The organism is Vagococcus acidifermentans, from assembly GCF_003987655.1.
In the GTDB taxonomy this organism is placed as follows: Bacteria; Bacillota; Bacilli; order Lactobacillales; family Vagococcaceae; genus Vagococcus_B; species Vagococcus_B acidifermentans.
Map to the genome: position 1 here is coordinate 1 of NZ_NGKC01000019.1, position 13,013 is coordinate 13,013.

Here is a 13,013-nt window from a genome sequence, read left to right on the forward strand (position 1 = left end):
TTGATAGTGAGCCCGTCTGTGATACCGTCACGGAAACGATCCTGACTTTTTAAAGCTGGGAAGCTGATCGTGAAAACTCACAGACGGGGAGGCTCGCTGTCAAGGGCAATCGGATAACATGATAAAAGGAACGACACCTTATAAATTTTGTCAAAAAAGGGGTTGCCATACCACTTTCATCACTTGAATGGGGCTTGAAGCTATATCACTGGCAATGATTTTTACTGCAGTAAACACATCACTATTGCGTAATGCCCTAGCACTTGTAAAACTAGCCGTATAATCATCCGTTGTTAAACTCACAATATGATCGAGAAAAGGATCACCAGCCGTTTTTGTCACGTTTCTTGACTTGAATAATGCCATGTCTTACCTCCTTTCATTCTTTATTTATTAAATAAGCTATCAAGATAAGCACCACGCCCAGCGCTAACAATCCATAATAAAATGAAGTTAGACACCCGATAGCCACTACCACACAAACACAACCCAAAAGGAAAAGAATCGTATGAACGTGATTAAAAATCAAAGTCATCACTCGAATAAAAGTCATTGTCTGCTTTCTTCCCTTCTGTTTCTAAGTAATAATCCATTGCGAATACATAGGCATTGATTAAAGCTGCAATAGGATCAATCTTATTGCTATTTTTTGCCTTGTTTATCTGAATACCGCCGTTATCTTCTTTTGTGATTGCATTGTTCACTGCATGAGTGAGAATCTGATTTTTTTTATGAAGGATATTACCTTCAAATAATTGTTCCCGGAACGTCCTTGTAGGTACATTTAAGGTCAACGTCCCTTGCCTTACTTCCAACATGGGATAATTGGACTTTTCCGCTCTTGCAATCAGACTATTGGCGTTATATGGGTCATAACAAATGCCTAAACATTCTAGATCGTTAGTCTCAATCAGTTCTTGAATAAACTCAAACACTTGGTCATAGTCCACAATGCCACTTTCCAATTGCGTGATAGAACACTCACCAATTTTTTCTAATTCTCGATAAGGTAAACCGTCACGCTTTTCTTTATCTTGTAAACCGTACTTGGTGGCAACAAAGGAATGAGAATCACAATATAATTTTCCGTTGCCGATGGGAACAATCCATGACACGCTGGTCAAATCATCCGTTTTAGATAAATCTATCCCGATATAAACAGGCTTTCCCTTTATATCTTGCGGTTCAACTTCCCTTGCCAACCAATCTTCACTACTTAGAAAACTGTCTTCACTAGCTTGTCGCCATAGATTGAAATTTTTAACCAAAACTGAATTAAGATTGTTTTGCTTTAAAGCAAGGTTCACATCATCTTGAATCGTTGGCAGCATGACTTTTTTTATTTCTTCACTTTCAAAAATCGGGTTCGCTTTGATCCACATATCGGTATCGTTTACTTCTTCGGGATCATCCAACTCCCATATAGCAATGAAATACCTGTCTGCTTCTTCTTTCCCCTCTAGGACTCTGCTTAGCAATAAATATTCTTCATACATGGGAACATTTAATTCAAGACCAGCGGTGCTAATGACACAAAGCAATCCGTTTTTTTGTTGAGTTTGTCCCGAACGGATTACATCATAGGTTTTTCGCGTCTTGGCTTCGTGCCATTCATCGAGAATAGCAGTTGTTGGGCCGAAACCATCTAAGGTACTCGTTTCACTGGCCAAGGCCATCGCAAAGGAATTACTCGGCTTGTGAATGATTTTTGAGTTCATTATTTTAAGTTGTTGACGTAGAAATTTACTACTTTTAACAACCTTTTTTAAAGAATTGGCAAGCATATCATAGCCAAGTTTTGCTTGTTTCAAAGCATTAGATACAAATAACACTTGTCTACCTTCTGCCGGTTCTTTTTCCATGATTAAAGCATTAGCAGCCATTCCCGAAGCTAGGTAGGTCTTACCGTTCTTACGTGACTTCGAGACAAATGCCCGATTAAACCGCCTATAATTCCCTTCCTTAGTCCGCCAACCGTACAAGCTCCCAACAACAAACTTTTGAAACCCCAGCATTTTAATTGGTTTGCCATCTGTACCCGGTAGCAACTCAATAAATTTAATTGCTTTTTCTGCATGAGTATCATCAAATCTATAAGGAAAATCATCATTCTTGGCTCGGCTTAGATCATCAACGTGTCTCTGACACGCTAAAATCATTTTTTTAGACGTTATCAATTCACCCGAAAGTACCTGCTCAATATACTTATTCACCCATCCATCAACTCTTTGAACGGGTCTACCTTTTCACTTTGCTTAGCTTTATTTAACGCTAAACGCGAACGGGCTTCTAAGGTCATGCCTAGACCAGTTGCACTTGATTTCAAGTCTTTCATTGCTTGTGATTGAACTGTTATCGCTGGATTAGCACGTTTGACACCCGTTTTTTCATTGGTGATAAATGTCCCGTATTTTCTGATTTCGCCCTCCGCTGTCTTAATTCTAGAAAACGCCAAACAATAAGAGAGAAATAACCCATAATCTGTTTCCGATAAAGGAAAATCTTTTTTCATGACTGGTAACAATCTTTGCCACTCGCTTTTGGCACTGTCCGGAATCCAATCGGGGGGTGTAACTGTTGTAAGTTCTTGGTAGGTAAACAGTTCTTTTTTAGCGTCCTCACGCTGGGCCTTCTGCTCATTTGACAGGTGCATTTTCACATCTTCTAATAACTTTACTGGTGTTGCCACTTTGCAACCTCCTTTCTAACAAAAAAGAGGACATAACTAATAGTCAAAAATGACTAACAGTTACATCCTCGGCTTTACCGTTTAGGTGTAATTAACAAATTTTCTCTTTTAATTTTGTCTCGATATCGGCAACTTTTCCATTGCGAACAATCAAAGTAACTTCACCATACTTAGGCAATTTCACTTCTTTTTTTCGTCCATCCGGAAAGCTGATAATTACTTTATCACTCAAATATCTCCTACCTCCTTATTATACTATCTTTGTTTACGAATGTAAACGATGGGTTCTTTTCCTTCCGATAGCCTAGAATCTCCACAAAGGCCTTTCATAATACTTGGATGGGCGTACGTTTTACGAGTCCCCACTTTAGTAGCCCCTATAACTCAAAAGGGGTGTTTGTTCCCCACTTTTATGTTTTTTACCCCTAGTTATTACCACTTTTCTTTTTTGTCGTTAGCTGTTTTCGTATTGTGACAAGAGTGGCAAAGACTTTGCAAGTTATTCTCATCATATCTTTTTTTCCATCCTTCTTGACTTTTAATTGGAATTTTATGATCAACAACATCAACTTTTCTAATAATATTTCTTCTTTCACAATGAACACAAATTGGATTGTTTAACCTATATAGTTTAGATAACTTTTTCCATTTTCTGCCATGATAAAACTTAAAATATTTTCCACCAATCTTCTTCCGGTTCTCATACAAATCATTTTCAGTCTTAGCGTTTATAAAATGTTTCTCACAAAAACGTTCATTGTAAGGAACTAAGTTTCGACATCCAGCTTTGTTACACTGTTTTAGTGGCTTCATAATTAAAACCTAACTCTTTGAAATTGTTCTTCTTCATTATCATAATTGCTCAATAAATTATAATGAACTTCTATCACGCCATAGACTTCCAGGGATAGCTGTCCCTCTTCATTGAATACTTTAAACGAATGGCTTTTATTATCTTGAATGATTTGAGAAACACGGGCTTCTTTCACCGTTACTGCTTTTCTATCCCCACCAATTTGATAAACTATTTTTTTGATTTCACCCATTGTTTTTCCTCCTATTATGTTGACCCCTATAATAACTTGTAAATACCTGGACACTTTGGACGCCCACTGGATAATGTTGTCATATCAATGTTTTTGCGTGCGTACTGACTGTTATTTGCTTTTTATCGCTGGACACCTACTTGGACAGTTTCGAGAGGTGTCCAGCATGGTGTCCAAGCGTTTTATTCATTTATGTAAAAAACACTCTCACAAACACTATCGTATCAACGTTTTTCCTAACCTGTCCAACGTGTCCTATTAATCTTTACTTTCAACAGGGGTATACTTATTTTTTAATCGTAAATGCGTGTAGCGCCATAATCTATTACCTCTAATCATTAATTTCTTCTTAAATATCCCCATCTTTTCTAATTGCTTGGTAAATTTAGGTTGAGATAATCCATGCAAACTTTCACGGAAACAAAACTTCTCGTATTCTTCAAAAATTACTTTTGATGAGTCACCATCTTCAGATTCCATATCCACAACACACAACTCTTCAACAAATCGTAATACGTGATTGCACTCTTTAAACCATTTCTCTTTGGCTGCCTTCATCTTATCCGATACGGTCAATTCTCCACGTTCCAGCGCTTCCTTAAACATCGCTATACAATAAAAGGCAAACAATGGTATTTCATCTTCGATGCCCTTCAAGTCATGCCTATCTTTAAAGCTATCATCAATCACACAATCAAAAGGAACAACGTACAACCTACGTTCAAATCCTCGTGTGAAATCGCTGAACGCCGGTAATTCATTGGCTGAAAATATCAGCTTGGCAAAGTTTACAAACATGAAGTGATCCTTACCTTTAAACTCGGCTGATAGTCTATCACCACCAGTCAATGCCTTTAATAAACTTGTAGACTTCAAAAAATCAGAATCAATATCCGCAAATAAATTAGCTTCTTTCTGAAATAAATTTGCACTGGCAAACCGATTGTTTTTATTTCCTAAATCTTGAAGAGTCATATTACTTACATTTTCTACACCTAGTATTTTATTGAGTATATTCAAGAAAGTAGATTTCCCGTTAGCTCCCGTTCCTTGTAGAATCGTGATTGTTTGAAATGGTTCATAGCTTCTATAAAAACAATAGCCGATGATTTCCATTAAATGCTTAGAACTACCACTATCACCCGTCAACTCATGTAACCATTGAAGTGTTTTTATAGGAACTTTTCTTGTTGTGGGGTCGATGACATAATCATGGCTTTGCATAATATAGTCCTTGGTGTTATGTGCTTTCAATTCACCCGTTTTGATATTGTAAGTACCATTTTTAAAGTTGGTTAGGTATGGTTTGCTATGATTAAACGGATTATCCTTCATAGTACTATCAAAAATTTTAATAAATATAAATTTCTTGGTCTCATTTAATTTTTGTTGCGACCACTTCCCAACACTTTCTAGCTTAGTCGTTATATACCCGTCCAAGAAGTCGCTTAAACTATCCATGCGCCAAGCTCCTGTATTTTTATCAAATCTTGCTCCTTGTGATAATTCATTAGACCGAATCATTGGTATTTCCTTCATAATTTCATAGCCTAGTTTTGAAGCACTTACCTTCATATTACCGTTATCATCATAGAACACCCAAACCGGAAGGCTGTCATTTGATTTTTGTAATTGCTTTTGTCGCTTTTGTAAATCGATTAATTCGCTCAATTAGCCCCCAACTCCTTTTTTGCTATCGAATAAAAGGTGTCCTCCACTTCTTTATCTGATAACGGTTCATTAAAATATTGATTAGCCACCTTTACTAATTCTAAGACTGCCGTTACGTCCACTGCCCGGGCAAGTAGTCCACCTGTAAGCTGTGCAATACGGTTGTTACGATTCCCAACATCACAACCATTCACTAAATTTTCAAATAGTAGTGTCGTGGTGTTGCGGTAACGACTCCCGCCTTTTTTGAATTTCCCCTCATTTTTATAAAGACGATAAGACTTCACCACTCCCCCATCATCAATAGGATTGTCTATAAACCACCGTCTAGCACCTTCGAGAGTCACTTCAACAGGTAATTTTCTTTCAGCTTTATGTATGATGATCTGCTCTTTGTTTACGTGTTGGGTCAAAACTGGAAGCAGCATAATTTGTGACCAAGTTAGATTAGATTGGTCGGCTTTACGAATCACGCCTTCCAATACCTTATGAGAAAAAAAGTAAACTAATAACTTATAGTCCTGTTCCCTTACTACCTTATCCAAAGGAATTACTAAACGATAACGTACACCTTCAATAACATGACGTATGCTTGGATAAAGTACATATTCATATTTACTTAGCTTTTCGGCAATAGCCTTGACAAGACCATCTTCGGATTGAATGACATCATCCAAATCTAAAATCAAGCAATCCCGATTGATTAAATTTTCATTGTTTCGGACGAGGAAACTCATTTCACCTGCTATAAAACCATCGACCTTGGTCGTTTTAATAGTTACTTGTTCTTCCTCATTATCGGGAATCTCAAACTTAGGCGGCTGATACCGCTCAAAGAATGTAAGTAATTCTTCATCAAGCGGTTCCTCCATGATGGATGGTTTGACTTTTCCTATATAAATCATGCTTGCACCTCCTTCTTTGCTATCTGTAAATCTATTATTTTGACTATTTCATTAAAATAATTTTTGACTGGTTCTGAACTTTTCTCATGGATAAACTCTTGAAGCTCTGCTTTTAATTCTCGAAGTTCTTTAACAGTGGCTTTAACAATGTAATCCAACATTTTTCTTTGAATTTTTTTTAATCTTCTATCAATTTTAGTCATTGATAATCCCCTCCACATCACAAAGATAATTGGAGGTTTCAATAATACTTTCGCAAAGAGAATCGATCACTTCTATCATATTGTCTAAACCCTTTTCATTAAACAAAGAGTAAAGAATATAAACATGATTCTCTCTATCATTAGTATTTTGGGCATATTGCAAAGCCAAACATGATAAATAATTGTTTACCAAGCCCAATTCTCGTGAACAATCTGTTAATTTTGAACACCGTTCTTGTAAATCATCCGCACTAATTATTTTTCCATCTAATTTTATTGATTTCATAGATATTTCCTCCAATTTTTGGTATAATTAGAGAAAAGAAATATAGGTAAAAACCTATTGTCTAGCCATTTGCTGAACTCGCCAAAGTTTATTACAGCAAAGGCTTTTTTTCTTTTCTCTATTCATTTAACTACACTCCTACTTCAATGATCCTTATACTATCTCATTCCAAAATGCTACTTATACTTTACTTAATCTAGCCAATTTCGCAATTTCTACAGATGTGTTAACCTTTGTCTCTGTGGAGACAGAGGCCCTTTTTTTCTTGTAGAAATAATTTCTCTATGCGCCCCACGCACTTATTTTTGAAACTGTAAAATCCATTTTGAAACTTCTTCTTTTGAAAAAAACTTAACTCCGTCAATTACAATAGATGGTAATCCTTGTGCTTCCCATGACTTTAAAGTGTTAACGCTTATCCCAAGCCATTCAGCCATATATTTTTGTTTCAAAAAAGGTTTGCTTATATCAATCGTTTGACTTGCAGCGTATATCGAATCTTTAGTTATTTCAAAAATATACTTCTTTAAATGCTTACTTTGTTCACTAGACAGTAATACCTCCATGCTAATCCTCCTCTCATCTTTAAGTTTGTGTGATACATTTTAGTATCATACTATTTTGTATTACATACCAATCATATCACCTTTATGTATTGCATGTCAAACATAAATGTAGTACCATCTAAAAGTAGGAAGGTGATTATTTTGATAAAAATAAAATTGAGAGAAATTCTAGATAACAAAAGAATTACAATTACGCAATTACATGACTTAACTGGCATTTCCCGCAGTACCTTAACACTATTAGCAAACAATGAAAGCAAAGGTATTCAATTTGAAACCCTTGATAGTTTATGTATAGCCTTAGAAGTAACACCTGCTGAGTTGTTCTATTTCACGTTAGAACCTAATGAAGATGTCTTAGACTTCGTTGCACATAGTAGTTTTGGAGAGGAAAGTCATCAATTCTTAGTTGTAAACAAAGTAAAAGTAGGAAAAAAAGAATTTTGGTATGGTGTTGAAATTAAAATAACTTTCCCCAGAAAAAAAAGTAAAGAAAAAACCATTTATCTACACTATCGTTTAGAAAGTTATCGTGAAGTTTTCGACTTAGTCAGAGAAAAATACCCTAACAAAGAGATAACTGAAGATAATTTTCTTTCATACAGACGATTCAATAAACAAAATGCCTTGGAAAATTATATAAATTCAACTACTAACGCAGATGAAGAACAAGAATTCAAGTTAAATGAAAAATATCTTAGCTTAATCATTGAGCAAATAAATAATAAGAAAGTTGAGTTACTAAATTTATTTGAAGAAAAAAACTTGGTGGCTATTAGGAGACGATACAGCAACTTTTCAGAACTGTCGGACGATTCAAAAAAAAGTATACTGGAAGAAAATCCCGACATAGATGAAAAAGACAGCTTCTCTGTTCTTAATCTTTATGAAGTTGAAAAAGAAAAGAATAACTTGATAATACCTCCAAAATTTATTGGAAAAAGAGCTACGCTTTCTGGGCGATTGATTGAAAAATCAAAATATACCATTATCTAATCTCCATACTTGCGCCCCACGCAGATAAGGGGAGAAACACAATGGCAACATTTAAACAATATATAAAAAAAAATGGTTCTAAAGCATGGCAATTTCAGTCTTATCTTGGAATTAATCCAATGACTGGGAATCCTGTCAAGACTACTAGACGAGGATTTAAGACAAAAAAAGAAGCCCAACTAGAGCTTAATCGGCTGCTAGTGGACTTTGAAAAAGAAGACTTCAAAAGGAAAAACGAGAAACAAATCAAGACTTTTAAAGACTTGTACCAACTATGGTTTGAACAACACTCAAGAGATGTTAAACAAACAACTATTCAACGGATACAAAGTCACTTTGATAATCACATATTACCAAAACTTGGCAATAAAAATATAACTTCTATTACACCACTTTATTGTCAAAAATGTCTTAACGAATGGTCAGAAACTCTTATTAGTTACAAACAACTAAGAGTATATAGTTCCAAGGTGTTCAAATATGGCATTCTAATAGGTTTGATTGATGTTAACCCGATGGATAGAACTATTACACCTAAACAGAAGAAAAACTCTACTAAACAAGAATCTGATTCCTTTTATACTAGGGAAGAACTTAAACAATTCTTTGAATGTTTAGAACAGTTAGAAGATAAACGTGCCTATGCTTTTTTTAGAGTGTTAGCATTTCTCGGTCTTCGAAAAGGTGAAGCAATGGCGCTTACCTGGAAAGATATCGACTTCAAGAATAACAAAGTAACTATCAATAAAACACTGGTTGAACTCCATAGCGGGAAGATGATTGTCCAATCTACGAAAACAGAATCTTCCAGTAGAACAATTACCATGGATCAGCAAACAGCCAATATCTTACGAGAATGGAAAAACCACGTCATACAAGAAAAGTTTGCTCTTGGTATAAGAGACGAAAACACTCTTGATAACGTGGTATTCTGCAGCAATTGGTATTCTCATGATAATCAATATCTTTATAAAGCTTATGCCAACAATGTCATGAAGAAAGTACAAAGAAACTTTCCGGATATGAAAATTATAAGAGTTCATGATTTTAGAAAGACTAATGCATCACTTTTATTTGAAGCAGGCGCAAGTATTAAAGACGTAGCGCAAAGACTAGGACATAAGTCCACGAAAACGACCACAGATATATATGTTAAAGTGACACCGGCCAAGCAAAACGAAACCGCCGAGATGTTTGCAAAATATATGGCTTTTTAGTCAAATGGCATTCAATATGGCATTCAATCGAAAGAGAGGTCATCTCTGACCTCTCCTAAACGTTGATAAATCAACACTTTATTCACTTATCGTCTGATACTTCCCCTGTTCCAGATAAACCATCAAAATACTGATATCCGATGGATTCACACCACTGATACGGCTCGCTTGCGCAATTGTCTCCGGCCGGATTTTTTCAAGTTTTTGAACAGCTTCTGTCGCCAGACTGTTGATTGCTCGATAATCAATATTAGCTGGTATTTTCTTTGCTTCCATTCGCTTCAGCTTTTCAACTTTTTCTTCCGCTTTTTTGATATAGCCCTCATATTTGATTTGAATTTCCACTTGTTCCACGACGACGTGAGGAAGTTCCTTTTCTGGTTTTTCAATAAACGTTAATAGGTCCTGATAAGTTATCTCTGGCCGTTTCAGAAAATCACTGGCCAAAATACCGTCTTTTAACGGTGCAGCCTGTTTTGATGCTAAAAAGTCTTGTATTTCTTGGGTTGGTTTTAAACGGATTTTTCTGAGTCGGTTCAATTCCTCATCAACCAGCTGTTTTTTCTCCAAGTAAGCACTGTAAGCAACATCAGATACCAGCCCAATGCGGTGACCAATTTCCGTTAAACGCAAATCGGCATTATCATGCCTTAACAATAAACGGTATTCTGCTCGTGATGTTAGCAAACGATAAGGTTCGTTTGTGCCTTTCGTAACCAAATCATCAATTAACACTCCGATATAGCCGTCGCTTCTTTTTAAGATTAGCGGTTCTTTGTTTTGAATTTTTAATGCGGCATTAATCCCAGCCATTAAACCTTGGCAAGCCGCTTCTTCATAACCGGATGCCCCATTAGTTTGCCCGGCTGTATATAAATTTTCTATCACCATTGTTTCTAAAGTCGGCCGCAGCTGATGCGGCACCACCACATCATACTCAATGGCGTAACCGCTTCTCATGATTTCTGCTTGTTCCAATCCCGAAACTGTCCGCAACATGTCATGCTGAACATCTTCCGGCAATGAGGTCGACAGTCCTTGAACATAGACTTCTTCTGTATTTTCTCCTTCTGGTTCCAGAAAAATCTGATGACGGGGCTTGTCGCTGAAACGCACAATTTTATCTTCAATGGACGGACAATAACGCGCACCGACGCCTTCAACAATGCCGGTAAACATTGGTGCCCGATGTAGATTATTTTGAATGATATCATGTGTCTGCTGATTAGTGTACGTCAACCAGCATGACAGCTGATCTTGTTTGTAATTACTGTCGGGCGTCGCAAAACTGAAGTGATTCGGCTGCTTGTCGCCGGGCTGTTCCTCTGTTACGTCATAGTTAATTGTAGCGGCTTTGACCCTAGGCGGTGTTCCCGTTTTGAAGCGGGCAATTTCCAGACCCAGTTCTTTCAGATTATCTGCTAAGCCAATAGACGGCAAAGAATTATTCGGACCGGAAGAATATTTTAATTCGCCGATGATGATTTCTCCCCGCAACGCAGTACCTGCAGTGATGATGACAGATTTGCTGTAATATATTGTGCCTGTATTTGTCACAACACCTTTGCAAACATTGTCTTCTACGACCAGTTTTTCCACAATCGCTTGACGCAGCGTCAAGCGCTCTGTTTTTTCTAGAGTGTGTTTTAATTCATCTTGGTACTTATGTTTATCCGCTTGAGCCCTTAATGCTCTGACAGCCGGCCCCTTCCCGGTATTAAGCATTCGCATTTGAATGTATGTTTTATCAATATTGCGTCCCATTTCTCCGCCTAAAGCATCGATTTCTCTCACAACGACCCCTTTTGCAGGTCCGCCAATGGACGGATTACACGGCATGAAACCGACAATATCGAGATTTAATGTAAGTAGTAATGTCTCCATGCCCATTCTTGCTGCTGCCAGCGCAGCCTCGCTGCCTGCATGTCCGGCACCGACAACAATGACATCATAGTGGTTTACTTGATTCATCTAGTTATGTCCTTTCCTATTTTCCTAAACAAAACTGACTGAACAATTGCGTAATCAGTTCATCTTGTACACTTTCACCGATAATTTCACCTAACAAATCCCAGCAGCGTGTCATATCAATCTGCACTAAATCAACAGGAACGCCTGCCTCAATGCCGTCGATTACATCTTTCAATGCTTTTTCTGCTTGTTCCAAAAGAGCAATGTGACGCGAGTTGGAAATATAAGTGGCATCCCGTTCTTCTGCTTTACCGGCAAAAAACATTTGATTGATTGTTTCTTCCAACGTGTCGATTCCTTCGCTGGAATGGACTGAAATTTCCAAAATAGTAGCATTTTCCACATACTCGGTAAGCTCTTCTCGTGATAAATGCGGTTGAAGATCCATTTTATTTAATAAGATGATCCGGTTCATTTCCTTCGTTAATTGCAGCAGTTCCCGGTCAGATTGTGTTAAAGGCTCATTTTGATTTAACACAAGCAAAACCAAATCTGCTTCCTGCAATGCTTTCCGACTTCTTTCCACACCAATTTTTTCGACGATGTCTTCCGTTTCGCGTATACCGGCTGTGTCGATTAATTTTAACGGAACACCACGAACATTCACAAATTCTTCGATGACATCACGCGTAGTGCCGGCAATATCAGTTACAATCGCCTTGTCTTCCCTAATCAGATAATTCAGCAGACTGGATTTTCCGACGTTTGGTTTTCCGATAATCGCTGTAGATAATCCGTCGCGTAAAATTTTCCCCTGTTTAGCTGTCAGTAACAAATTCTGAATCGCTTCTTTTATTTCGACAGCCCTTTCTTTGAGTAATGCAGAGGTTAATTCTTCTACATCATCGTATTCCGGATAATCAATGTTTACTTCGACTTGCGCCAATGTTTCTAAAATAGTTTGTCTTAAGTGCTTAATCATACCGGACAGTTTGCCGTCCAGTTGATTCAGAGCCAATTTTTTTGATTTTTCAGTTTTTGCCTGGATTAAATCCATCACCGCTTCTGCTTGAGACAAATCCATTCTGCCATTTAAAAATGCCCGCTTAGTGAATTCTCCAGGTTCAGCCAGTCTTGCACCTTGCCGAAGCAACAACTGCAAAATTTGATTGACAACAACCATTCCCCCGTGACAATTGATTTCGACAATATTTTCTCGGGTAAATGTCCGCGGCTCTTTCATGACCGCAACCATCACTTCATCCAACACTTCATTGCTTTCCGGATCATAAATATGCCCGTAATTAAGTGTGTGGCTGGCTACTTCTGTTAGTTTTTTAGTTTCCGACTGATAAATAGCCTCAGCAATAACAATAGCCTGATCGCCGCTCATTCTGACAATGCTGATGGCGCCCTCGCCAGGCGGAGTAGAAATAGCTGCAATCGTATCAAATTCACTGGTAATGTTCACTTCTCACAAGCCCCTTTCTTGTTTTTCATATAAAAAAGTGCCTACTCCACCC

Annotated in this window: 14 protein-coding genes and 1 pseudogene; 2 read left to right on the plus strand and 13 right to left on the minus strand. The window is 37.3% G+C overall.

Annotated elements, in window-relative coordinates:
- Positions 1-174: 174 nt before the first annotated feature.
- The 11 genes and pseudogenes from CBF27_RS12660 to CBF27_RS12710 form a co-directional block, all read right to left on the minus strand.
- A pseudogene (locus CBF27_RS12660) lies at positions 175-366 on the minus strand (phage portal protein); the annotation flags it as partial.
- Positions 367-518: 152 nt separating this feature from the next.
- Positions 519-2,213 carry a terminase large subunit gene (locus CBF27_RS12665; RefSeq protein WP_126814874.1) on the minus strand — a complete coding sequence of 565 codons (1,695 nt, stop codon included), beginning with the start codon at positions 2,211-2,213 and terminating at the stop codon, positions 519-521.
- A complete protein-coding gene (locus CBF27_RS12670) occupies positions 2,210-2,689 on the minus strand; it encodes a phage terminase small subunit P27 family (protein WP_126814876.1) in 480 nt (159 codons plus the stop codon). The genes CBF27_RS12665 and CBF27_RS12670 overlap by 4 nt, the downstream gene beginning before the upstream one ends.
- Positions 2,690-2,780: 91 nt before the next feature.
- On the minus strand, positions 2,781-2,921 hold the full coding sequence (locus CBF27_RS12675) for a DUF2292 domain-containing protein (RefSeq protein WP_126814878.1): 141 nt from the start codon (positions 2,919-2,921) through the stop codon (positions 2,781-2,783).
- A 200-nt stretch (positions 2,922-3,121) separates the two neighbouring features.
- Positions 3,122-3,502 (minus strand): HNH endonuclease, encoded by a 381-nt coding sequence (locus tag CBF27_RS12680; protein WP_211334669.1) that lies wholly within the window; start codon positions 3,500-3,502, stop codon positions 3,122-3,124.
- Between the two features lie 2 nt (positions 3,503-3,504).
- A complete protein-coding gene (locus tag CBF27_RS12685; RefSeq protein ID WP_126814882.1) occupies positions 3,505-3,735 on the minus strand; it encodes a hypothetical protein in 231 nt (76 codons plus the stop codon).
- Between the two features lie 258 nt (positions 3,736-3,993).
- Positions 3,994-5,406 carry a DNA primase family protein gene (locus CBF27_RS12690; RefSeq protein WP_126814884.1) on the minus strand — a complete coding sequence of 471 codons (1,413 nt, stop codon included), beginning with the start codon at positions 5,404-5,406 and terminating at the stop codon, positions 3,994-3,996.
- Positions 5,403-6,311, minus strand: a complete 909-nt coding sequence (locus CBF27_RS12695; RefSeq protein ID WP_126814886.1) for a primase alpha helix C-terminal domain-containing protein — start codon at positions 6,309-6,311, stop codon at positions 5,403-5,405. Before CBF27_RS12695 ends, CBF27_RS12690 begins: the two co-directional genes overlap by 4 nt.
- Entirely contained in the window at positions 6,308-6,514 is a 207-nt protein-coding gene (locus tag CBF27_RS12700) for a hypothetical protein (RefSeq protein WP_126814888.1), read from the minus strand. Before CBF27_RS12700 ends, CBF27_RS12695 begins: the two co-directional genes overlap by 4 nt.
- Complete coding sequence (locus tag CBF27_RS12705; protein WP_126814889.1) at positions 6,507-6,800, minus strand: hypothetical protein; 294 nt, start codon at positions 6,798-6,800, stop codon at positions 6,507-6,509. The genes CBF27_RS12700 and CBF27_RS12705 overlap by 8 nt, the downstream gene beginning before the upstream one ends.
- Positions 6,801-7,099: 299 nt before the next feature.
- On the minus strand, positions 7,100-7,366 hold the full coding sequence (locus CBF27_RS12710) for a helix-turn-helix domain-containing protein (protein WP_126814891.1): 267 nt from the start codon (positions 7,364-7,366) through the stop codon (positions 7,100-7,102).
- Between the two features lie 141 nt (positions 7,367-7,507).
- On the opposite strand from CBF27_RS12710, the gene CBF27_RS12715 reads away from it, so the two are divergent.
- Together CBF27_RS12715 and CBF27_RS12720 are read left to right on the plus strand one after the other, a co-directional pair.
- Positions 7,508-8,362, plus strand: coding sequence for a helix-turn-helix domain-containing protein (locus CBF27_RS12715; protein WP_170175116.1), 855 nt, complete (start codon positions 7,508-7,510; stop codon positions 8,360-8,362).
- 41 nt (positions 8,363-8,403) lie between these two features.
- A complete protein-coding gene (locus CBF27_RS12720) occupies positions 8,404-9,579 on the plus strand; it encodes a tyrosine-type recombinase/integrase (RefSeq protein WP_126814895.1) in 1,176 nt (391 codons plus the stop codon).
- Positions 9,580-9,657: 78 nt separating this feature from the next.
- On the opposite strand, the gene mnmG is transcribed toward CBF27_RS12720, so the two are convergent.
- Positions 9,658-11,550: a tRNA uridine-5-carboxymethylaminomethyl(34) synthesis enzyme MnmG gene (mnmG, locus tag CBF27_RS12725; protein WP_126814896.1), complete on the minus strand. Its 1,893-nt coding sequence runs from the start codon at positions 11,548-11,550 to the stop codon at positions 9,658-9,660.
- Between the two features lie 16 nt (positions 11,551-11,566).
- Positions 11,567-12,961, minus strand: a complete 1,395-nt coding sequence (mnmE, locus tag CBF27_RS12730) for a tRNA uridine-5-carboxymethylaminomethyl(34) synthesis GTPase MnmE (RefSeq protein WP_126814898.1) — start codon at positions 12,959-12,961, stop codon at positions 11,567-11,569.
- Between the last annotated feature and the right edge of the window lie 52 nt (positions 12,962-13,013).

Excerpts from the sequence above, each read along its gene's own strand:
- CBF27_RS12705 (WP_126814889.1), bottom strand. The coding sequence starts at position 6,800 with ATGAAATCAATAAAATTAGATGGAAAAATAATTAGTGCGGATGATTTA.
- mnmG (WP_126814896.1), bottom strand. The coding sequence starts at position 11,550 with ATGAATCAAGTAAACCACTATGATGTCATTGTTGTCGGTGCCGGACAT.
- CBF27_RS12700 (WP_126814888.1), bottom strand. The coding sequence starts at position 6,514 with ATGACTAAAATTGATAGAAGATTAAAAAAAATTCAAAGAAAAATGTTG.
- CBF27_RS12720 (WP_126814895.1), top strand. The coding sequence starts at position 8,404 with ATGGCAACATTTAAACAATATATAAAAAAAAATGGTTCTAAAGCATGG.
- CBF27_RS12680 (WP_211334669.1), bottom strand. The coding sequence starts at position 3,502 with ATGAAGCCACTAAAACAGTGTAACAAAGCTGGATGTCGAAACTTAGTT.
- CBF27_RS12710 (WP_126814891.1), bottom strand. The coding sequence starts at position 7,366 with ATGGAGGTATTACTGTCTAGTGAACAAAGTAAGCATTTAAAGAAGTAT.
- CBF27_RS12695 (WP_126814886.1), bottom strand. The coding sequence starts at position 6,311 with ATGATTTATATAGGAAAAGTCAAACCATCCATCATGGAGGAACCGCTT.
- CBF27_RS12685 (WP_126814882.1), bottom strand. The coding sequence starts at position 3,735 with ATGGGTGAAATCAAAAAAATAGTTTATCAAATTGGTGGGGATAGAAAA.